The following is a 20,254-nucleotide window of genomic DNA, read 5'->3' as shown; positions in this document are numbered from 1 at the left end:
CAGTTCTGTTTTACATTAGAAGATTATTTCATTACAACCTGCTCAATCAATTCAAGTCTTTTTACAATCGAGTTTTTAGTTAAAATTGTTCCCGGAGATAATACGGCGTTGGCGCCAATTCTGGAATTATCGCCAATTAGCGATCCGAATTTATCAGAGTTGGTTTCAATTATTTCCGAATTATAAAGCACCGAGATTTTCTTAACGGCTCTTTCATTGTAATGATTTGCTGCAATCGAACCGGCTTCAAAATTAATATTTCGGCCAATAATACTATTTCCGATATAATTAAAATGTGCAACAGCAGTTTCTGAACAAATAATACTGTTTTTGATTTCGCAACCCGGACCAATTTTTACTGATTTATCTAAATAAACACCTTCTCTAAAATATGCATTTGCTCCAACATGACAATTTTCGCCAATAATTGCGGGCGATTTTATAGTTACATTGTTTTCTATAACTGCAGTTTTATGAATGGCAATATTATTTTCAATCACAAAATCATCACTTAAATTTGAGATCATTTTTTCGATTCTGTTTTTAAGATCATTGGTGATTTCCCAAGGTGCAGATGAAGAGGAATCTTTGAAAGTTGCTGAGAAATTTTCGATAAAATCGTCGATATGAATCATTGTAATTTTTTAACTGCAATTTACTTAATTCTTTTGTTTTCATGGATAAATTCTGCAAAGTTTCGCAGAGAATTTCACAGAGATACACAAAGTTTTTTTGTTTTTTATTAATGTTGAATGGATTAAAATCCATCCCTACAAAATAAATCGAGCCTAAGGCTCTTGCTTGTAAAAGTTCCGGAAGAACGGTTCATTTGTACTAACGGATTTTAATCCGTTGGAAATAGCAATTGAAAAACAAAAAAAATTTGTGTATCTCTGTGGAAAACCTTCGCGAATCTTTGCGGAATAACCCTTAAAATAACTTTTACTCTTAAACTTTGTCGTATTCTTAGCAAACATTTCATTAAATTTGCTTCCATTATAAAAAAATACAATAGTTATAAAAATCAAGCTATGTTACAAATCGCATTTATTAGAGAGAATCAGGAAAAAGTAATCAAGGCTTTAGCAAAACGAAATATCGATGCTAAAAGCGTTGTGGAAGAAGTGGTGCAACTAGACGAAACCCGTCGCGCAACACAAGTAGAATTAGACAATACTTTAGCCGAATCTAATAAATTGTCCAAAGATATAGGCGAATTAATGAAAGCGGGTGAGAAATCTAAAGCCGCAATTTTAAAAGAAAAAACCGTTTCATTAAAAGAAAAAAGCAAAGAATTGGGCGAAAAAGCAGAAGCTTTGGCTGTCGAATTAACCAATAAATTATACACTTTACCAAATCTTCCGGCTGATATTGTTCCCGAAGGAAAAACTCCGGACGACAATTTGAATGTTTTTCAGGAAGGTGATATTCCGGTTTTGCACGAAGGTGCACAGCCTCACTGGGAATTGGTAAAAAAATACGATATCATCGATTTTGAATTAGGTGTAAAAATTACAGGCGCAGGTTTTCCGGTTTATAAAGGAAAAGGAGCTCGCTTGCAACGTGCCTTAATCAATTATTTTTTAGATAAAAATACGGCTGCAGGATATAATGAAGTTCAGGTTCCGCATTTGGTAAACGAAGCTTCAGGTTACGGGACAGGTCAATTGCCGGATAAAGAAGGGCAAATGTATCATTCAACAATTGATGATTTATATTTGATTCCAACTGCTGAGGTTCCGGTTACGAATTTATTTAGAGATGTTTTATTAAGCGAAACTGAATTGCCGGTTTTATATACGGCTTATACGCCATGTTTCCGTCGTGAAGCAGGTTCTTACGGAGCGCACGTTCGCGGATTAAACCGTTTGCACCAATTTGATAAAGTAGAAATCGTACGCGTTGAACACCCGGATAATTCTTATGCGGCATTAGACGGAATGGTGGAGCACGTAAAAGATATTTTAAAAGAATTAAAATTGCCTTACCGCGTTTTACGTTTATGTGGTGGCGATATGGGTTTCACATCGGCTTTGACTTATGATTTTGAGGTGTTTTCTACAGCACAAGATCGCTGGTTAGAAATTAGTTCAGTTTCTAATTTTGAGACTTTCCAGGCCAATCGTTTGAAATTACGTTTCAAAGACAAGGACGGAAAAAACCAATTGGCACACACACTTAACGGAAGTTCATTGGCTTTGCCAAGAGTTTTGGCCGGAATTTTAGAAAATTACCAAACACCGGAAGGAATCGTAATTCCAGAAGTTTTACGCCCTTACTGCGGATTTGATATTATAGATTAACTTTATAGTTAAACCTGATGGGTTTTAAAAACCCGTCAGGTTTTCTAAAACCCACGACTAAAAAAACTGAAATATGAAAAACACCTTTATCTATATCGTTTTGTTGTGGTCGACTTTTGCAATATCCCAAAATGAGCAATTGGCTCAATATTACTACGATAAAGGCGATTTCGAGAAAGCAAAAATAGCTTACGAACAGCTTTTAAACAGTTCGCCATCCAACACCCAATATTTTTTAAGAACAGTCGAATCTTACCAGCAATTACAGCAATTTGATGTTGCTCAAAAAGTAATTCAGGAAAGATACAATCGCTACAAACAAGGTGTTTTTTTAGTGGAATTGGGTTATAATTACCAGCTTCAAAAAAACGATTCAAAAGCCAAAAGTTATTACGAACAGGCAATCGAAAAAATCAAAACAAGTCCGAATGATGTTTACGGAATTGGAAGTTCATTCGAGAAAAAAGTATTACTGGAATATGCTTTGAAAGCGTATGAAACAGCAATGCAGGTTCAGCCTAACTACAATTTTAATTTTCAAATAGGAATGTTGTACGGTCAGTTAGGAAAAACCGATACAATGATTGATCTTTTATTGACAGAATCCTATAAAAATCCGCAGAATTCAAATTTGATTCAAACGCAATTGTCCCGCTTTATGCAGGGTGAAACAGACAATACGGCTTTTAAAGATGCCATGCGAAAAGCATTAATCCTGAAAACCCAAAAAGATCAGGATGTTTTCTGGAATCACTATTTGAGTTGGTTTTATGTTCAGCAGAAAGAATTTGGTAAAGCCTTTATTCAGGAAAAAGCGATTTACAAGCGCGAACCGGAATCTTTGATGAGTATCGTTAATTTAAGTCAGTTTGCGATGAATGAAGATGACGACGAAACAGCAACTGAAATCCTGAATTTTATTCTGCAAAATACCAAAGATGTAGATTTATTGATTCAGACGAATGCTTATTTGATGCAGATCAAAATTGATAATGCACAGGAAAAAGATTATCCGTTAATCAATACCGAATTGCAACAATTGCTCGCAACTTATGATATAACTCCTTTTAGCTTATCTTTGCAAATAATTCAGGCGCATTTCCTGGCTTTTAATTTGAAAAAACCTGAAGAAGGCAAGACGATTTTAAAAAGGGCATTAGATCTCAATTTAAATGATTATCAAAGAGCAGATGCCAAAATGGAATTGGCGGATATTTTGCTTTTGGAAGAAAAGTTCAATCAGGCGTTGATTTATTATTCGCAAATTCAGTTGGATTTAAAGAATGATGTAATGTCGCACGAAGCGAGTTTGAAAGCCGCAAAAACAAGTTATTTTAAAACCGATTTTGAATGGGCTTTAAAACAATTTAAAGAATTAAAATCAGCAAGCACACAATTGATTGCCAATGACGCTCTTGAATATTTTTTACTGATAAACGATAATACGGTTGCTGATTCGACACAAACAGCATTAAAGCAATTTGCCAAAGGCGATTTTTTAATTTATCAGAATAAAAAACCGGAAGCAATTGCGCAGTTTCAGAACATTCTAAAGTCGTTTAAAGGACAGGAAATTGAAGCTGTAACAATGTTGCGTTTAGGTAAAATCTATGAAAGTCAGAAAGATTATAATTCGGCTTTAAGCCAATACCAGCAAATCATTGACAATCATAGCGACGGAATTTACGTAGATGAAGCCCTGTTTTTTTCGGCAGAAATTTACAACGATGAATTGAAAGATGTAGAAAAGGCAAAGCCATTATATGAGAAGGTAATTTTTAATCATCAGGACAGTATTTACTTTGTTGATGCCAGAAAAAAATACCGCGAGTTAAGAGGAGACAAAAATTTATAATTCAGATTTCAGACTTTAGATTTCAGATTTCTACAAGAATCTAAAATCTAAAATCTACAATCTAAAATCAAGAAAAATGATTATTTACAACGTTACCACCAATATACACGAAAGCGTTCACGACCAATGGTTAAAATGGATGCAGGAAAAACACATACCGGAAATTCTGGCAACAGAAAAATTTTCTTCAGCAAGAATTGTTAGGGTTTTAATTGAAGAAGAAATGGGTGGAATTACGTATTCGGTTCAATATACAACAGACAGCAAAGAAACCTTAGAGAAGTATTATCTGGAAGAACAACCAAAATTTGATAGAGAAGCTTTGGAGTTATTTGCAGATAAAATGCTTTCTTTCCGAACTGAGCTGGAGGTTATTTCCGAACATTAATAGTTCTCAGTTTTCAGTCTCTCCCGATAGCTATCGGGATCAGTTTCAGCTAAAATAAATTATTATGGAAATTCGATTTCAAACAAAAGAAGAAAGTAATAAACAACAGCAAGAGGATTTTTTGAAGTTGTCGAAGATTGAACGGGTTTATAGTTTTCTGCGTTTAAGTGAGAGAATAAGTAAATTTCCTGTAAAAAATAAAATAGATAAAAATAAAGACAATTTTCTGATTGTTATTAAATCAAAATAAGATGTCGAAATTGTGGGATCAAAACATTGATGAGTTTATTGCCTTAGCAAACAAGCATAAAGTTAGAATGCTTATGGTTGGAGGAGGAGCTGTTAATTTTCACGGTTATCAAAGACATTCTGCTGATGTTGATTTTTGGATTGAAACAACAGATGAAAATTTTAAAAAATTAGTGCTTGTTTTTAACGAAATGGGATATGAAATTGACGATTTTCCTGAAAATGTAAAGAAGCAGGAACAAAATATATCAATTAAGTTTTCTCCAGTTGATTTAGATTTAGAATTAATTACAAAGTTTTCAGTGAATAAATCATTCGAAGAAGCTTATAATGACAGTGAAGAAACAACGGTTAATGATAAGACATTTTTAAAATGGAATATTCTGTCTTTAGAAGATTTGATTACTAGTAAAATTAAAGCTAATAGAGCTAAGGATTTATTAGATATTCAACAACTCAGAGAAATAAATAAAAAATAAACTTTGCGTCTTAGTGCCTTCGTGGCAAAAAAACATAGTCCTTCGCGGCAAATAAAAGATAAAATGGAAAAAGTAAAAGCCAAAAAACATTTAGGACAACACTTCCTGAAAGACGAAAGCATCGCAAAAGCAATTGCAGATACTTTAAGCTTAAAAGGATACGATGAGGTTTTAGAAATAGGACCAGGGATGGGTGTGTTGACTAAGTATTTGCTTGATAAACCAATAAATACACACGTAATTGAAATTGATGGAGAATCTGTCGTGTATTTAGGTGAAAATTATCCAAAATTAAAAGATAAGATTATCTCTCAGGATTTCCTGAAATACAATATCAATGAGGTTTACAAAGACAAACAATTTGCTATAATTGGGAACTTTCCATACAATATTTCGACTCAGATCGTTTTTAGGACTTTAGAGTTCAGAGATCAGATTCCTGAGTTTTCAGGAATGTTTCAAAAAGAAGTAGCAGAACGTATTTGCGAGAAAAAAGGATCTAAAGCTTACGGAATCTTATCCGTTTTAGCACAGGCTTTCTATATTACCGAGTATTTGTTTACTGTTGACGAAAATGTTTTTATTCCTCCGCCCAAGGTGAAATCGGGTGTGATGAAAATGACCCGAAAGGAAGATTATAGTCTTCCGTGTGGCGAAAAGTTGTTCTTTACTGTGGTGAAAACTGCTTTTCAGCAAAGACGAAAAACATTACGTAACAGTTTGAAAACATTAAATTTAACTGATGATTTGCGATTAGACACTATCTTTGATAAACGTCCCGAGCAACTTAGTGTAGAAGAATTTATTGAACTGACTCAAAAAATAGAAGCCGATGGAGTTCAAAGTTAGCAAAGAATTAATACACCAATTAGAAGAGCATATTGTTCAGAAAAACGACAAGGAACTTGAAGTTTTATTGAACGATCTGCACCATGCCGATATTGCCGAAATTCTGGATGAACTGGATTTCGACGAAGCAACCTATATTTTCAGGGTTTTAGATAGTGATAAAACAGCAGAAATTCTTCTGGAACTTGAAGATGATTTGCGTGAAAATATCTTAAGCCGACTTTCGCCTAAAGAAATTGCAGAAGAGCTTGATGAGCTTGAAACCAATGACGCAGCGGATATTATCGGTGAACTTTCGCAGGAAATCAAAGCAGAAGTAATCTCTGAAATGCTTGACGTTGAACACGCAAAAGACATTGTTGACTTGTTGCGTTACGACGAAAATTCTGCCGGTGGTTTGATGGGAAAAGAGTTAGTAAAAGTCAATGAAAATTGGAATGTACTAACTTGCGTGAAAGAAATGCGTATTCAGGCCGAAAACGTGTCAAGAGTACATTCTATTTATGTTGTTGATGATGAAAATCGCCTAAAAGGAAGATTATCACTTAAAGATTTATTGACAACATCAACCAAAACTCAAATTGGTGATATTTATATTCGAAAATTAAATTTCGTAAACGTAGATACCGAAGATGTTGAGGTAGCGCGTATCATGCAAAAATATGATTTGGAAGCCATTCCGGTCGTAGATGAATTGGGCCGTTTAGTTGGTAGAATTACCATTGATGATATCGTAGACGTAATCAAGGACGAAGCCGATAAGGATTACCAGTTGGCGGCAGGTATTACACAAGACGTTGAATCTAATGACAGTGTTCTTGAATTAACAAAAGCACGTTTACCATGGCTTTTAATTGGAATGGTAATCGAAATTGTAGCTTCTTTTGTGTTGAAAGGAAATGAAGAGATCTTTAAACTCCATTCTACTTTAATTATTTTCGTGCCTTTGCTTTCGGCAACAGCCGGAAATATTGGGGTTCAGGCTTCTGCTATCGTAGTACAGGGTTTGGCAAACGGAACTTTAAAGGAATTTAGCCGTGGTTATTTTACGAAGGAAATTACCGTTTCGATGATTTCCGGAAGTATTATTTCATTGCTTTTGTTAGGCTATCATTCGATTATGTACCAACAATATTTAGTAGGATTTGCGATTTCGATTTCAATGATCGTAGTGATTTTGTTCGCAGCGACTTTAGGAACTTTAGTACCGCTTTTTCTTCATAAAAATAAAATTGATCCTGCTATTGCAACGGGTCCGTTTATTACAACAACCAATGACGTTTTTGGAATTATGCTCTACTTTGGAGTAGCAAAACTGATTCTTGGATTCTAAGTTTTTTGCAACAAATTAATAGATTACAGTGATTTAAGATCTGTAAAATCTGCGTAATTTGTGGCTGAAAAATATGCTATTAACCAGCCAATAAATAAGAAATGAAAGTACACATAATAGGAGGAGGGAACCTTGGGGTTTCTATTGCCTTGGGAATTGCAAAATTTTCTAAAAATAATCAGGTTACAGTAACGAGAAGAAACATTGCCAGTATTCAGTATTTAACTGAATTTGGAATCACGGTTTCTAACGATAACAAACATAATATTCAGGAAGCCGATGTTGTGGTTTTGACTATAAAACCCTATCAGGTTGATACTGTTTTGGCAGAAATTTTACCGGTAATTGCTGGTAAAACTATTGCTTCGGCAGTAAGTGGTTTGTCTCTTGAAGTGCTTCAGACAAAAACAAATAACGAATATCCGGTTGTTAGAATCATGCCGAATATTGCTGCACAATTTGGAGAATCAGCAACTTGTATTTCTTTCCCTGAAAAGGATAGGGAAAAAGCCTTGCCAATTGTTGATTTGTTTCAGGATTTAGGAACTGCTCCTGTTATCGACGAAAAATTAATGGACGCAGCAACAGTTCTTGGCGCATGCGGAACAGCTTATGCGTTAAGATACATTCGCGCTTCAATGCAAGCCGGAATCGAAATTGGATTTGATTCTCAAACGGCTTTGGCAATTGCAGCACAAACGGTTAAAGGAGCAGCAAAAATGTTATTAGAGGAAAAAGTGCACCCAGAACAATTAATCGATCGTGTAACGACGCCTCAGGGATGCACAATTGTAGGTTTGAACGAAATGGAGCATAATGGTTTCAGTTCCTCTTTGATAAAAGGAATCAAGACTTCTTTAAAACAAATTAAGGGATAGTTTTTAAGAAATTCCAATATTTTAAATTCCAAATTCCAAACTTGATGAGTTGGAGTTTGGAATTTGTTGTTTTTAGAATTTAATAACGTATTCTTGAACAATAATCTATTAATAAAGGAAGATTTTTTTCATTAATAAAATCTTTAAACATCGTTCTGTGATAATCTAAACCTAATTCATCAATTTTAGTGCTGTCGATTTTGTGGTTTTTCTCAATCATCCATTTTACAAAGACCAGTGAATCTAAGTTGCGAAGTGCCGGTCCAGTACTTTTTGCGTCTAGTTTGTGGCAAGCTGCACAAACAGAATTAAATATTTCTTTTCCTTCAGATTGGTTTTCTGTTAATTTAGGACTTGATGTTCCACAAAAAGGGATTGGAATTTGACAATTCAAATCAGATTGCGGGTCTTTAAATGTTATTATTAGATATAATATTATCCCAACAAGCAAAATGATCAATGTTATAGAAGAAAAAAGTATTTGATTGATTCTTTTCATTTAAAGTAAAATTGGAATTTCATTATTTTAGAATTTTACTTTTTTATAAGCTGAATGTACTTCAAACCACACTCAGAAATCTTAGTATAAGAATTCATCGCATTGCCATAATTCTGAATCGTGAGCGTGTCTTTTACATAACTCGCGTCAATTCCAATAGGAATTTCTAATTCGTGTTCAGGTTTTGAATCGGCAAGAGAATCATTTTCTTCCTCATTGCTAATATCTCCTTCGTATTCATCCCATTTTATTCCTTCCAGAACCAGATATTTTTCGCCTGATTCATTTGTAGAAAAAGTTGCTTTGCCTTTTACTTTACGAAGATTTGTTTTTAATAAGTATTGATATCCGTCTTTGTTTTTTGTTATTTCTACAGAAATATCACATTCGGCGGTTTTATAAATCCCTTCAATTGATTCTTCATTTTTATTTATTTCAGCAGAAATTTCGGTTTTAGGAATATCTTTTTCAACGACATTTTCTACTTTTTTATTCGTACAAGCTGAAATTAAAAAAACAGAAAGAATGATATAAACGACTGTAAATACTGGTTTCATCGTAATTAAGCTTTTTTCTTAGACAAGATATATTTGAGATAAACAAATCCGAAAACTCCCGAAAGAAGAGACGCAATCAGAATCGCGATTTTTGAGAAAACAATAACTTCCGGATCTTTAAATGCCAGGATTGTAATAAAAATAGACATTGTAAAGCCTATTCCGCCCAACATTCCTGCGCCTAAAATATGTGTCCATTTTAGTTTTTTTGGCAGCACGCAATATCCCGCGCTCACTCCGATAAAAGAGAAAAGTAAAATACCAAGTGGCTTGCCAATAACAAGCCCTAAAATAATACCCAAAGTATTAGGATGATTTAATCCCTGATGCCAGTCAGATCCGATGGCGATGCAGGTATTCGCAACAGCAAACAAGGGCAAAATAATAAAGGCAACCGGTTTATGTAAAAAGTGTTGTAATTTGTATGAAACTGATTTTTCGCCGCCATCTCCAAACGGAATCACAAATGCCAATATAACGCCGGTGATAGTGGCATGAACTCCTGAATTCAGCATAAAATACCACATGGCAACTCCGCCAATTAAATACGGAATTAGGTTATGAATTTTCATTCTGTTCAACACAAACAAGAATACCCAAATTCCTAAGGCAATTGCAAGGTTTACAAAAGCGATAGAAGTGGTGTAAAAAATAGCAATTACAATGATAGCGCCCAAATCATCAATTACGGCAAGTGCTGTTAAAAACACCTTCAATGATGGCGGAACTTTATCGCCTAAAAGCGATAAAATTCCAATCGCAAATGCAATATCTGTAGCCATAGGAATTCCGGCTCCGTTTTGAGTATTTGTTCCGTAATTTAAAGCCAGAAATATGGCTGCAGGAACCAGCATGCCTCCAAAGGCCGCCATAATGGGTAAAGATGCATTTTTTATACTTGATAATTCACCATGATAAATTTCGCGTTCTAATTCTAAACCAATCAGTAAAAAGAAAATCGTCATTAAACCATCATTAATCCAATGCGTGATCGAATGCCCGCCTAAATCTGTTTCCCACAAAGCAATGTATTCTGTCTGTAAAGAAGAGTTGGCAAGACCAAGCGAAAGTATAGTGACAAAAAGCAGTAAAAGACCTCCTGATTTTTCGTTTTCAAAAAAAGCTTTAAAAGTTTTCGTTAGTTTCATATTTTATTTTAATGCAAATTCGACAGCTTTTTTGGCGTGAATTTCTGCAGTGTTAAACAATTCGGCAGTAGTAAATTCATTGGTAATTAAGAGTTCAATTTCTGTACAGCCTAATATAATTCCTTCTGCACCTTTATCAATTAAATCAGAGATTATTTCTAAAACAATATTTCTCGATTCATTATTTACAATTCCTTTTACCAGTTCATCGTATATAATTCTATGTATTGCTGCTCTTTGGGTTTCATCCGGAATTATGGTTTCTATTTGATGCCTGTTTAATAAACGGCCTTTAAAAAAATCCTGTTCCATTGTAAATGATGTTCCTAATAAACCTACCTTTTTAAAATTCTTTTCTTTAATTTTTTGAGCGGCAGCATCACCAATATGAATTAATGGAATCGAAACGCTGGCTTCTATTTCGTCAGATAATTTATGCATCGTGTTTGTACATAATATGATAAAATCGGCACCGCCTTTTTCTAGACTTTGAGCGGCCTCAACCATTAATTCGCCTAGTTTTTCCCAGTTTCCTTCTTTTTGCAGTAAGGCAATTTCATTAAAATCTACAGAATATAATATGCATTTTGCAGAATGTACACCACCTAGTTTCTCCTGCGTCGTTCGATTTATTATTTGATAATATAACGAAGAACTTTCCCAGGACATTCCGCCAATTAAGCCAATTGTTTTCATAAATCCCTTTTATGCGAATTTACGCATTTCTTCCCAAATTTATTTTGTTAAAATAATAAAGGCTATTTTTTGTTACTTTGTTTTCCTAATAAAGTTTTTAATTTATGAGTACTAAAATTCTACATATCGACAGCAACCATCCCATACTTTGGGCGCAATTAGAAGAAGCTGGTTTTGAAAATCACGCCGATTTTAAATCATCAAAAGAAGAAGTCGAAGCAAAAATCCAGGATTATAACGGAATCGTAATTCGAAGCCGTTTTAAAATTGATAAAACATTCCTGGATAAAGCAACCAATTTACAGTTTATTGCCAGGGTTGGCGCGGGTTTAGAAAGTATCGATTGTGACTATGCCGAAGTAAAAGGAATACACTTAATTGCGGCCCCGGAAGGTAATCGCAACGCTGTTGCAGAACATTCACTTGGTGTAATTTTGTCTTTATTTAATAATTTAAATCAGGCAGACGCCGAAATAAAAGCGGGACACTGGAATCGCGAAAGTAATCGCGGTCACGAACTTGACGGCAAAACAGTTGGTATTATTGGTTATGGAAACATGGGTAAAGCTTTTGCTAAAAAACTTCGTGGTTTTGAGGTAGAGGTTTTATGTTATGATATTTTGGACAATGTAGGAGACGAAAATGCAAAACAAGTTTCATTGCAAGAATTACAGCAAAAAGCGGATGTTTTGAGTTTACATCTTCCGTGGACTCCTGAAACAGACAAAATGGTTGATGCTAATTTTATTAATGCATTTTCTAAGCCCTTTTGGATAATAAATACTTCGCGTGGCAAAAACATTGTTACGGCAGATTTGGTCAGCGCCATGAAGGTTAAAAAAGTTCTGGGAGCAGGTTTGGATGTTCTGGAGTATGAGAAATTATCTTTTGAAACCCTTTTTCAAGATAAAAATACGCCAGAAGCTTTTCAGTATTTATTGCAAGCCAAGAATGTTTTATTGACTCCGCATATTGCAGGGTGGACATTCGAAAGTCATGAAAGGCTGGCACAGGTTATTGTAGATAAGATTAAAAAAGTTTATTCTAAGTAAATTGAATAAGTAAATTGAAAATTTTAATATTTCTGCAGAAAAGTCACTATTTACAGTTATTTCGATTGAAGTTGTAATAACAATCCTTTTCTTTTTAAAAGTAATTTCCATAATTAGTTTTTAAGATAATTTTTTGTTAATATTGTTTCGAATTTTAACAAAATTTTTAAAAAGGAGAAGCCGAAAATCCAAAAGAGGAGGCATTAAACTAACTAATTTTATTAATTATGATTGAATGGTACAAAAAAGTCGTTTTTGAAAACTATGCAAACTTTAAAGGTCGCGCCAGAAGAAGCGAATATTGGTATTTTGCACTTGCAAATGGATTAATTTCTATTTTATTAATTGTTATTGGAGCTATCATTGGAGCCATTTTTGGCGATGCGGTTACAGGAGGAATAATTGGATATGCTTTTTTTGGTCTTTATACGTTAGCAACGTTTATACCTACTTTGGCTGCAGTAGTAAGAAGATTGCACGACGTTGGAAAAAGCGGCTGGTTTTATTTTATCTGCCTGGTTCCGTTTATTGGAGGTATCTGGTTGCTTGTTTTGTTGTTTACAGAAGGTGATTCAGGTCCAAATGATTATGGACAAGATCCTAAAAACAATATCGAAGAAATTAATGAAATTGGAAAAGTTGAATTACAATAATAATAACTAAATATAAATAATAGAAAATGGAATTACAAGAAACATCAAACAATTTTAATGAGCCAATCCCAGTATTTAAAGTGGATCCTATTATGGTTTTACTTTTTGGATTTTTATCATGCGGATTGTATTTAATTTATTGGAACATTAAAGTTGCAGAGGTTTTTAATGCTGTAGCAAAGAAAGAAGTTATTTCGCAGCCAATTGCAATTTTTGCAGGATGTTGTATGCCGGTAAATATTTATTTTTATTATTTAGCAGGAAAAGAAGCTTTGCCAAAAGTGTATGAGCAAACTGGTGAACTTCAAAAAGATCAGTCTACTTTATTAATTGTTTTAGGATTCTTTTTTCCTATTGCAGCAGCAATGATTGTACAAGGTGACATCAACAGATTATACAAATAATAGTAGAATAAAACGTAAAATTTACGGAATTATCGGTGCAGCAATTACACTGATAGTTCCGTTTTTTTTAATGCTTAATAATCATAACGATCATTTAGAGTCGGATCAGTCTTTTTGTCCCTTTAAAATGGTCACGGGATTTCCTTGTCCTGGTTGTGGTATTACAAAATCACTGGTTTATTTTTATCAGGGAGATTTATACAAATCTATTAGTTACCACATTTTAGGGCCTTTTGTAATTGCTTTTTGCTGGGTAACTATTATTGTGTTGGTAACAGAAATTATTACCAAAAAAGAATATTTTACAGGATTATTATACAATAAAAAACTGGCCTATAGATTGGCTTATTTTTTAGCTATTTATCATTTTATACGATTGATTCTTTTTGTAAAAAACAATTCAATTGATGATATAATGCATCAGTCGATTTGGTTTTAAACATAAAAAAATCCCATTCAGTCAGGAATGGGATTTTTTTATGTTTCTAAATAATAGGTTTTCTTTTTCTGGCACGCCTTTTTTTAATACAATAATGACTTATCAGGCACAAAATTAACCTTTGAGACTTCTAGTTTTGTTTCAGATTTAAAAGGTCGTATAAAGCTTTCTAAAACTATAAAACTGATTGCTCATCATAAATTAGTTTTAAATAAAAATTGTAATTAAAAGAATCCCATTTGCTGATGCGAATGGGATTTTTATTTGCCTAAACTAAAAGAATATATAAAAAAGAGCCAGATAACGTTATGTTATCTGGCTCTTTTGTTTTTGATTAGTTTTATAAAAGTTATGTTTTTATTGCAGTTTCTCAATAAAGATAATAACCTGAGCATCTACTTTAGGAACGCCACTGCTAGCTGCTATAGCCCCGTTGCAAATTAACGATACACGGTAGATTTCTTGTGTATTATGTAAGGTTATCATTGCGCTATAAGTATCACGATTATTTGGTGTTACTGCTTGACCCGATACTGTTTTCCAGTCTGTGGCAACTCCTGATGAAACGGTAGTTTGCCAGTTAGAGAAAATTTTGTCCCATGCCTGACCTCCACCCGCTACTTGTGCGAATGCGGTAACGTGAGTTGGAATGGCTGTTACAAATTCGACCGCATTAAGCTGAGTAGAAATGGCGCCGTTATATCTTACAGATAAATTACCTAGTGTAGTAACAGAAGTTGTTTTTGTAGTTGCATTAATAGGCGAAGAAGTACGTACATATTGTATTGTCTTAATATTGGGTGCAGTAGTAATTGCTATTCCATCTATAGTTCCAACGACACCGTTTGCATCTACAACTACAGTTTTGGTTGCGCTATAAGTTTGGTCTTTTGCCGTAGATGGACTACCATCTGTTTTTGTAGTAATTGCATTTAATGCCCCGCTTACCGGAAGGTCTCTTAAACGAGTTGTTCCGTTTACGTCTAGCGACTCGGTTGGTGCTTTTATATTAACACCTAGTTTGTTGTTTGTTTGAGAGTACCCAAAAGCACAACATAAGATAAAAAGTGAAGAAAGTACTTTGTTTTTCATATTAATTTAATTTACTGATTAATAATTTTTTTCAAATTTTTAGGTTGTCAACCACGCTAAAAAGTCTAATGTTTTAAGGATTAAGACTTAATCAAAGTTGAGACGGCAAAATTAGGTTATGTTTTCAGTGCAATATCACCTCTAAAAGCTTTTAGAGTTGTACTTTAGGGTAAATAAATTAAAGCTGTTACAAAGTGGTCTTGATGTGAATTATAAAAAAATAGAATGTTAATCGTTAATCTCATTCTATAGAAAAAGTTTGAACCATGTTAAGGGCTGCTGAACGTTTTTTTGTATGTGTTTGTGAGGTATATATAAATGATGGGCTTTTTGAAACAGGTATAAATAAAAAAGTCCCAACAAGTGGGACTTTAAAAATTTTAGATAATTTACTTAGTGTTTGTTCTGGGAACTCTTCTGGAGTTTTCCCTTAATAGTCGTGATCGTGCATGCTTTTGTTATTGCAGTTTTTCGACAAAAATAATAACCTGAGCTGGTACTGCTGGTATTCCACCGCTCGCAGCTATAGAACCATTACAAATTAATGATACACGATAAATTTCTTGTGAATTATGCAATGTTAGCATTAAGTCATAGGTATCCCGGTTAGCGGGGGTGACACCTTGTGCAGTTGCCGTGTACCATGTGTTTGCAGCAGCAGCAGTGGTTCTCCAGTTAGCAAAGTAATTTCCTCCGGCACCAGACACTTCAGCAAATGCAGTTACCTGATTTGCTACTGAGGTCCTAAATTCAATCGAATTACCGCTACCGGTGGTCGTGCCAGTAAAGCGTATTGATAAAATGCCAATTGTAGTTACAGAATTCGTAGGTGTATTTGTATCAATAGTAGTAGCTGTACGGCTATATTGTATTGTTTTAATAGTTGGTGCTACCGTAATTGCTATTCCGTCAATAGACCCAACAACTCCATTTGCATCTACTACTAAAGTCTTAGTGGCGTTAAATGTCTGGTCTTTTGCAGTCGATACGGTACCATCTGGTTTTGTATAAATGGCATTCGGGTTTCCGTTCGCCGGAATGTCTCTTACACGAGCTGTTCCGTTTACATCAATTATTTCGGTAGGTGTTGAGGTAGTAAAACCTACTTTATTGTTTGTTTGTGAATGTACACAACAATAACAACATATAATAAAAACCGAAGAAAGTGTTTTGTTTTTCATATTATTCAGTATTAATGATTTGTATTTGTTTTTAAACTGCAATCAGGCAACAAAAATTCAATATTCAAAAAATAGATAATAGGCGAAAAAATGGTATGTTCTTCATATAGCATTACCTTCTAAAGGTTTTTAGGGAAACCTTTAGGGTAATAGATAAGATAATTTAGGCTTTTATTGTGCGTTTAGATAGTACTGTAAAAAATCAGCGTATAATTTAAATAGGGTATTAGTCTTCTTTTTCAGATAGTTTACGTTCCAGTTCTATTTGAAATTCTTCGATAACCGGTTTCATTGTGCTTTCCGGTATATCTGCAATGCGAATGTACATTAAACCGTCGATCGCATTATTAAACAACGGATCAACGTTAAAAGCAACTACGCGGGCATTTTGTTTGATGTATTTTTTAATTAAAACCGGCAAACGTAAATTTCCTGGTTCTAATTCGTCAATAATTTTGTCAAACTTATTAAGATCTGATTCGGCTTCATCAAAAATAAAGTCTTTGTCAGCGTCTTTTAGTTTTACTTTGTAAGCTTTTTTAGGATGAATGTACTGTGCAATATAGGGATCGTAATAATTCGATTTCATAAACTCGATCATCAATGATTTCGAGAAATCAGAGAATTGATTACTGATACTTACTCCACCCAATAAATACTTATGTTCAGGATAACGTAATGTTGTATGAATAATACCTTTCCATAATAAAAACAAAGGCATTGGTTTTTGCTGATATTCTTTAACGATAAAAGCGCGTCCCATTTCGATAGATTTATGCATCATATCGTGCAATTCCGGTTCAAATCTAAAAAGGTCATTCAAATAAAAACCTTCAAGACCATATTTCGGATAAATTTCAGATCCCAATCCCATACGGTAGGCACCTGCAATTCGTTTGGTTTCATCATCCCACAAAAACATATGGTGATAATATTGGTCAAATTTGTCTAAATCAATAGATTCGTTTGTTCCTTCACCAACTTCACGGAAAGTGATTTCACGCAAACGTCCAATTTCATGTAAAATATTCGGAACAGATTTCGCTGTTGCAAAAAATACTTCGTAGTTTTTACTTTGCAATAAGCGACAATCGCTTCCTCTTAAAGCATTTACCTCGTCAATCATTTTCGACTCACTTGCCGGAGTAACAATTTTTTTGGGTGCTTTTGGTATTTTTAAACTTGCTGTATCTATTAATTTGCTGTCCTTTTCAAAAGGATTGGCAAGCATATAGGTTTTCTTTCTTAAAAATTCTGAATACTCTTCAAACGATTCAATTTCATTTTGTTCGTTTACCGAAATCGGCTTACCAATACGAACTTTAATAACACGATCTCTCTGCGTCAATAATTCCGATGGTAATTTTGCAGTACGTAAAGTATCGTCAATTTTAGAAAGCCAATAGAATAATCTGCTGTTTTTAGCGTGAAAGTAAATAGGTACAACCGGAACTTTTGCTTTTCTAATCAATTTTAAAGCGCCTTCTTCCCAAGGTTTATCTACTACTAATTTACCATCTTTATAGGTTGAAACTTCCCCGGCAGGGAAAATTCCCAACGGTTTTCCGTCACTTAAATGGCGTAAAGTTTCTTTAATTCCCACAACACTCGATTTTGCATCCTTATGATTTTCAAAAGGATTAACAGGCATGATATATTTTTTAAGCGGAACAATTCTGTGTAATAAAAAGTTGGCAATAATTTTGAAATTAGGCTCTCTTTCAAGCATTAATTTCAATAATAAAATACCGTCAATTCCTCCAAGCGGATGATTTGAAATAGTAATATAAGCGCCATCTTTAGGTAATCGTTTTAAATCTTCTTCAGGAATTTCAAATTTGATTTCCATTTCATCCAAAATTCCGTTTAAAAACGCGACATCCTCTAAATGTTTGTTATGATCGTAAATTTTATTAAGGGTAGAGATCTTAAGGACCTTCATAAGAATCCAGCCTGAAAAAGTACCTAATACTCCGTACTTCTCAACATTTATTGCCTTTGCAACTTCTTTCGCGGTAACTAAACCCATGTACTATTTTTAATTTATTAGAGCAGCCAACAAAGATAACAAAAAACTCTACTTTTCGTTGATACAAATGCAAACTTTCCACTTTTTTATTACATTTGGATTCCTAAAAAAAACTTGAATGAAAATTATTTCTTATAATGTAAACGGAATCAGAGCGGCAATTACAAAAGGATTTATAGAATGGCTGCAACAAGCCAATCCTGATGTTATTTGTCTTCAGGAGATAAAAGCGACACAAGAACAAATTCCTGTGGAAGCAATTACCGATGCGGGTTATCCTTATCAATATTATTATCCGGCTACCAAAAAAGGATATAGCGGCGTGGCTATCTTATCTAAAATAAAACCCAATAATGTCGTTTTCGGAACCGGAATTCAGCATATGGATTTTGAAGGTCGCAACCTTCGTGCTGATTTTGATGATTGTTCGGTAATGAGTTTGTACCTTCCATCGGGAACTAATATTGAAAGACTTGATCATAAATTTATGTTTATGGATGATTTTCAAAACTACATCAACGAACTTAAAATCACGATTCCAAACCTGATTATTTGCGGAGATTATAATATTTGCCACGAAGCGATTGATATTCATGATCCGGTTCGTAATAAAACCGTTTCAGGATTTTTACCTGCAGAGCGCGCCTGGCTTGACGGGTTTATAAAATCCGGTTTTATCGATAGTTTCCGTCATTTCAACAAAGATCCGCATCATTATTCTTGGTGGAGTTATCGTGCCGGAGCCCGCGGAAACAACAAAGGCTGGCGTATCGATTATAATTTAGTAAGCGATTCATTAGAACATAGATTAAAGCGTGCTGTAATTTTACCAGATGCTGTGCATTCAGATCATTGTCCGGTTTTAGTTGAAATCGAATAAAGTTTGGTATTGTTATTGTTAAAAGAATAGCAGTTTTAAATGCGATTATAGTTTATAGCATTTTGGAATTTATAGTTGTCATCCTGAGCAGAGTCAAAGGAAGGAGCTATTTCCTGCTGTCCACTATATCTTTTGTGGCGAACCCCGCCACAAAAGGATGCCGTTCCCATCAGGGCTAGGCCTCTCCGTAAAACAAGAAATTTTGAATTATTAATAAGCCCCAAATAAAAACCAAAAAATAAGATGATTAAAAAAGCCTCCATCGGATTGCTAGTAATAGCTTTATCCATGACTTCGTGTGTTTCTAAGAAAATTTACAATGATCTTGAATCTAAATATTCAGATCTGAAAAAAGAAAATCGCTCCATTGCTGATCAAAATGCAGATTTGCAAAAAGCTAAAAATCAATTGGAATTAGATCGTGATAAATTAACAAAAGATTTGGCAGGCACAAAAGACGATCTTGCAAAACAAAAAGCAGATCTTGCCGCTGAACAAAAAAAATATAAAGTACTGCAGGATTCATACAATGCATTGGAGAAAAATAGCAATGATGCATTAGAAAGCAATATGGCTAAAAACCGTGAATTGCTGGCGCAATTAGAAGCAAAATCAAAAAAACTGGCCGAAGAACAAGCACGTCTTGATAAAACAGCAAACCGCTTAAACGAACTTGAAGCAATGATTGCTGCCAAAGAAGCGGCAATGAAAAAATTAAAGGAAACTTTATCGAAAGCCTTAAACGGTTTTGAAGGAAAAGGTTTGACAGTGGAACAGAAAAACGGAAAAGTTTATGTTTCTATGGAAAACAAATTACTTTTTAATTCAGGAAGCTGGGCTGTTGGTACCGAAGGTAGAAAAGCAGTTGTAGAGTTAGGAAAAGTTCTTGGAGATAATCCTGATCTTTCAGTTCTTATTGAAGGACATACAGATGATGATCCGTATGCAGGTTCAGGGCCAATTGCAAACAACTGGGATCTATCAACAAAAAGAGCAACAGCAATTGTAAATATTTTGAGTGAAAACACAAAAATCAACAAACAAAAACTAACTGCAGCAGGTCGTAGCGAATTTTCTCCATTGGCAAGCAACGCCACTCCGGAAGGAAAAGCCAAAAACCGTAGAATCGAAATCATCTTAACGCCAAGATTAGATGAAATCGCTGAAATGTTGAATAGTATAAACTAAGTTTTTTAGTTACAAAGGTCCAAAGGAACAAAGGCTCAAAGTTTTTAACTTTGGGCCTTTTTAGTTTTTTTTGAGTTTATCCAGAGCTTTGCAAACTCAATT

Annotated in this window: 23 protein-coding genes; 14 read left to right on the top strand and 9 right to left on the bottom strand. The window is 34.2% G+C overall.

Translation table 11 applies throughout. The features are described from left to right. Positions 1 to 23 precede the first annotated feature (23 nt). Positions 24 to 635 carry a DapH/DapD/GlmU-related protein gene (locus tag RT99_RS04445; RefSeq protein ID WP_042563534.1) on the bottom strand — a complete coding sequence of 204 codons (612 nt, stop codon included), beginning with the start codon at positions 633 to 635 and terminating at the stop codon, positions 24 to 26. 396 nt (positions 636 to 1,031) lie between these two features. Here RT99_RS04445 and serS point away from each other — a divergent pair, with 396 nt between their 5' ends. From serS to proC, 8 genes are all read left to right on the top strand, one after another. Then, positions 1,032 to 2,303 (top strand): serine--tRNA ligase, encoded by a 1,272-nt coding sequence (gene serS / locus RT99_RS04440; RefSeq protein ID WP_042563533.1) that lies wholly within the window; start codon positions 1,032 to 1,034, stop codon positions 2,301 to 2,303. Positions 2,304 to 2,376: 73 nt separating this feature from the next. Then, complete coding sequence (locus RT99_RS04435) at positions 2,377 to 4,158, top strand: tetratricopeptide repeat protein (RefSeq protein ID WP_042563532.1); 1,782 nt, start codon at positions 2,377 to 2,379, stop codon at positions 4,156 to 4,158. 76 nt (positions 4,159 to 4,234) lie between these two features. Beyond that, positions 4,235 to 4,546 carry a DUF4286 family protein gene (locus tag RT99_RS04430; protein WP_042563531.1) on the top strand — a complete coding sequence of 104 codons (312 nt, stop codon included), beginning with the start codon at positions 4,235 to 4,237 and terminating at the stop codon, positions 4,544 to 4,546. Positions 4,547 to 4,610: 64 nt separating this feature from the next. After that, positions 4,611 to 4,796 (top strand): hypothetical protein, encoded by a 186-nt coding sequence (locus tag RT99_RS04425; protein ID WP_042563530.1) that lies wholly within the window; start codon positions 4,611 to 4,613, stop codon positions 4,794 to 4,796. Position 4,797: 1 nt separating this feature from the next. Beyond that, positions 4,798 to 5,274: a nucleotidyl transferase AbiEii/AbiGii toxin family protein gene (locus tag RT99_RS04420; protein ID WP_042563529.1), complete on the top strand. Its 477-nt coding sequence runs from the start codon at positions 4,798 to 4,800 to the stop codon at positions 5,272 to 5,274. A 63-nt stretch (positions 5,275 to 5,337) separates the two neighbouring features. After that, entirely contained in the window at positions 5,338 to 6,123 is a 786-nt protein-coding gene (rsmA, locus tag RT99_RS04415; protein ID WP_042563631.1) for a 16S rRNA (adenine(1518)-N(6)/adenine(1519)-N(6))-dimethyltransferase RsmA, read from the top strand. After that, positions 6,107 to 7,456 (top strand): magnesium transporter, encoded by a 1,350-nt coding sequence (mgtE, locus tag RT99_RS04410; protein WP_042563528.1) that lies wholly within the window; start codon positions 6,107 to 6,109, stop codon positions 7,454 to 7,456. Before rsmA ends, mgtE begins: the two co-directional genes overlap by 17 nt. A gap of 101 nt (positions 7,457 to 7,557) precedes the next feature. Next, positions 7,558 to 8,334, top strand: a complete 777-nt coding sequence (gene proC, locus RT99_RS04405) for a pyrroline-5-carboxylate reductase (RefSeq protein WP_042563527.1) — start codon at positions 7,558 to 7,560, stop codon at positions 8,332 to 8,334. A 79-nt stretch (positions 8,335 to 8,413) separates the two neighbouring features. On the opposite strand, the gene RT99_RS25905 is transcribed toward proC, so the two are convergent. From RT99_RS25905 to RT99_RS04385, 4 genes are read right to left on the bottom strand one after another with little or no spacing between them, the layout of a single operon-like run. Beyond that, the gene (locus RT99_RS25905; protein ID WP_052483564.1) at positions 8,414 to 8,833 is read right to left on the bottom strand and encodes a c-type cytochrome; all 420 of its coding nucleotides are present in this window, start codon (positions 8,831 to 8,833) and stop codon (positions 8,414 to 8,416) included. Positions 8,834 to 8,868: 35 nt separating this feature from the next. Next, the gene (locus tag RT99_RS04395; RefSeq protein ID WP_042563526.1) at positions 8,869 to 9,390 is read right to left on the bottom strand and encodes a hypothetical protein; all 522 of its coding nucleotides are present in this window, start codon (positions 9,388 to 9,390) and stop codon (positions 8,869 to 8,871) included. 5 nt (positions 9,391 to 9,395) lie between these two features. After that, the gene (gene nhaA, locus RT99_RS04390; protein ID WP_042563525.1) at positions 9,396 to 10,538 is read right to left on the bottom strand and encodes a Na+/H+ antiporter NhaA; all 1,143 of its coding nucleotides are present in this window, start codon (positions 10,536 to 10,538) and stop codon (positions 9,396 to 9,398) included. A 3-nt stretch (positions 10,539 to 10,541) separates the two neighbouring features. Continuing rightward, a complete protein-coding gene (locus tag RT99_RS04385; protein WP_042563524.1) occupies positions 10,542 to 11,234 on the bottom strand; it encodes an aspartate/glutamate racemase family protein in 693 nt (230 codons plus the stop codon). Between the two features lie 104 nt (positions 11,235 to 11,338). On the opposite strand from RT99_RS04385, the gene RT99_RS04380 reads away from it, so the two are divergent. The 4 genes from RT99_RS04380 to RT99_RS04365 all read left to right on the top strand — a co-directional run bounded on the left by RT99_RS04380 (position 11,339) and on the right by RT99_RS04365 (position 13,782). Continuing rightward, positions 11,339 to 12,286, top strand: a complete 948-nt coding sequence (locus tag RT99_RS04380; protein WP_042563523.1) for a 2-hydroxyacid dehydrogenase — start codon at positions 11,339 to 11,341, stop codon at positions 12,284 to 12,286. Between the two features lie 227 nt (positions 12,287 to 12,513). Beyond that, entirely contained in the window at positions 12,514 to 12,939 is a 426-nt protein-coding gene (locus tag RT99_RS04375) for a DUF805 domain-containing protein (RefSeq protein WP_042563522.1), read from the top strand. A 26-nt stretch (positions 12,940 to 12,965) separates the two neighbouring features. Next, a complete protein-coding gene (locus tag RT99_RS04370) occupies positions 12,966 to 13,343 on the top strand; it encodes a DUF4234 domain-containing protein (RefSeq protein ID WP_042563521.1) in 378 nt (125 codons plus the stop codon). Next, entirely contained in the window at positions 13,318 to 13,782 is a 465-nt protein-coding gene (locus RT99_RS04365; protein ID WP_042563520.1) for a DUF2752 domain-containing protein, read from the top strand. Before RT99_RS04370 ends, RT99_RS04365 begins: the two co-directional genes overlap by 26 nt. Positions 13,783 to 14,139: 357 nt before the next feature. Here RT99_RS04365 and RT99_RS04360 read toward each other — a convergent pair whose 3' ends face one another. The 3 genes from RT99_RS04360 to RT99_RS04350 all read right to left on the bottom strand — a co-directional run bounded on the left by RT99_RS04360 (position 14,140) and on the right by RT99_RS04350 (position 18,084). Beyond that, entirely contained in the window at positions 14,140 to 14,874 is a 735-nt protein-coding gene (locus RT99_RS04360; protein ID WP_042563519.1) for a hypothetical protein, read from the bottom strand. A 458-nt stretch (positions 14,875 to 15,332) separates the two neighbouring features. Further along, positions 15,333 to 16,055: a hypothetical protein gene (locus RT99_RS04355; RefSeq protein ID WP_042563518.1), complete on the bottom strand. Its 723-nt coding sequence runs from the start codon at positions 16,053 to 16,055 to the stop codon at positions 15,333 to 15,335. Positions 16,056 to 16,281: 226 nt separating this feature from the next. Further along, entirely contained in the window at positions 16,282 to 18,084 is a 1,803-nt protein-coding gene (locus RT99_RS04350; protein ID WP_042563517.1) for a lysophospholipid acyltransferase family protein, read from the bottom strand. A 118-nt stretch (positions 18,085 to 18,202) separates the two neighbouring features. On the opposite strand from RT99_RS04350, the gene RT99_RS04345 reads away from it, so the two are divergent. After that, the gene (locus RT99_RS04345) at positions 18,203 to 18,964 is read left to right on the top strand and encodes an exodeoxyribonuclease III (protein ID WP_042563516.1); all 762 of its coding nucleotides are present in this window, start codon (positions 18,203 to 18,205) and stop codon (positions 18,962 to 18,964) included. A 35-nt stretch (positions 18,965 to 18,999) separates the two neighbouring features. Here the strand turns inward: RT99_RS04345 and RT99_RS25245 are convergent, their stop codons facing one another. Beyond that, on the bottom strand, positions 19,000 to 19,254 hold the full coding sequence (locus tag RT99_RS25245; RefSeq protein ID WP_165587174.1) for a hypothetical protein: 255 nt from the start codon (positions 19,252 to 19,254) through the stop codon (positions 19,000 to 19,002). Here RT99_RS25245 and RT99_RS04340 point away from each other — a divergent pair. Then, a complete protein-coding gene (locus RT99_RS04340; protein ID WP_042563515.1) occupies positions 19,208 to 20,152 on the top strand; it encodes an OmpA family protein in 945 nt (314 codons plus the stop codon). The two genes, RT99_RS25245 and RT99_RS04340, sit on opposite strands and share 47 nt — an antisense overlap. Positions 20,153 to 20,254: the final 102 nt, after the last annotated feature.

Source organism: Flavobacterium sp. MEB061, from assembly GCF_000834715.1.
GTDB lineage: Bacteria > Bacteroidota > Bacteroidia > Flavobacteriales > Flavobacteriaceae > Flavobacterium > Flavobacterium pectinovorum.
Note: the sequence above shows the minus strand (reverse complement) of the source record. Positions and strands in the feature narration are given on the sequence as shown.

Excerpts from the sequence above, each read along its gene's own strand:
- RT99_RS04380 (WP_042563523.1), top strand. The coding sequence starts at position 11,339 with ATGAGTACTAAAATTCTACATATCGACAGCAACCATCCCATACTTTGG.
- serS (WP_042563533.1), top strand. The coding sequence starts at position 1,032 with ATGTTACAAATCGCATTTATTAGAGAGAATCAGGAAAAAGTAATCAAG.
- RT99_RS04385 (WP_042563524.1), bottom strand. The coding sequence starts at position 11,234 with ATGAAAACAATTGGCTTAATTGGCGGAATGTCCTGGGAAAGTTCTTCG.
- RT99_RS04345 (WP_042563516.1), top strand. The coding sequence starts at position 18,203 with ATGAAAATTATTTCTTATAATGTAAACGGAATCAGAGCGGCAATTACA.
- RT99_RS04430 (WP_042563531.1), top strand. The coding sequence starts at position 4,235 with ATGATTATTTACAACGTTACCACCAATATACACGAAAGCGTTCACGAC.
- nhaA (WP_042563525.1), bottom strand. The coding sequence starts at position 10,538 with ATGAAACTAACGAAAACTTTTAAAGCTTTTTTTGAAAACGAAAAATCA.
- RT99_RS04340 (WP_042563515.1), top strand. The coding sequence starts at position 19,208 with ATGATTAAAAAAGCCTCCATCGGATTGCTAGTAATAGCTTTATCCATG.
- proC (WP_042563527.1), top strand. The coding sequence starts at position 7,558 with ATGAAAGTACACATAATAGGAGGAGGGAACCTTGGGGTTTCTATTGCC.
- RT99_RS04420 (WP_042563529.1), top strand. The coding sequence starts at position 4,798 with ATGTCGAAATTGTGGGATCAAAACATTGATGAGTTTATTGCCTTAGCA.
- RT99_RS04375 (WP_042563522.1), top strand. The coding sequence starts at position 12,514 with ATGATTGAATGGTACAAAAAAGTCGTTTTTGAAAACTATGCAAACTTT.
- RT99_RS04360 (WP_042563519.1), bottom strand. The coding sequence starts at position 14,874 with ATGAAAAACAAAGTACTTTCTTCACTTTTTATCTTATGTTGTGCTTTT.
- mgtE (WP_042563528.1), top strand. The coding sequence starts at position 6,107 with ATGGAGTTCAAAGTTAGCAAAGAATTAATACACCAATTAGAAGAGCAT.
- RT99_RS04435 (WP_042563532.1), top strand. The coding sequence starts at position 2,377 with ATGAAAAACACCTTTATCTATATCGTTTTGTTGTGGTCGACTTTTGCA.
- RT99_RS04425 (WP_042563530.1), top strand. The coding sequence starts at position 4,611 with ATGGAAATTCGATTTCAAACAAAAGAAGAAAGTAATAAACAACAGCAA.
- RT99_RS04355 (WP_042563518.1), bottom strand. The coding sequence starts at position 16,055 with ATGAAAAACAAAACACTTTCTTCGGTTTTTATTATATGTTGTTATTGT.
- rsmA (WP_042563631.1), top strand. The coding sequence starts at position 5,338 with ATGGAAAAAGTAAAAGCCAAAAAACATTTAGGACAACACTTCCTGAAA.
- RT99_RS04350 (WP_042563517.1), bottom strand. The coding sequence starts at position 18,084 with ATGGGTTTAGTTACCGCGAAAGAAGTTGCAAAGGCAATAAATGTTGAG.
- RT99_RS04370 (WP_042563521.1), top strand. The coding sequence starts at position 12,966 with ATGGAATTACAAGAAACATCAAACAATTTTAATGAGCCAATCCCAGTA.
- RT99_RS04445 (WP_042563534.1), bottom strand. The coding sequence starts at position 635 with ATGATTCATATCGACGATTTTATCGAAAATTTCTCAGCAACTTTCAAA.
- RT99_RS25905 (WP_052483564.1), bottom strand. The coding sequence starts at position 8,833 with ATGAAAAGAATCAATCAAATACTTTTTTCTTCTATAACATTGATCATT.
- RT99_RS25245 (WP_165587174.1), bottom strand. The coding sequence starts at position 19,254 with ATGGATAAAGCTATTACTAGCAATCCGATGGAGGCTTTTTTAATCATC.
- RT99_RS04395 (WP_042563526.1), bottom strand. The coding sequence starts at position 9,390 with ATGAAACCAGTATTTACAGTCGTTTATATCATTCTTTCTGTTTTTTTA.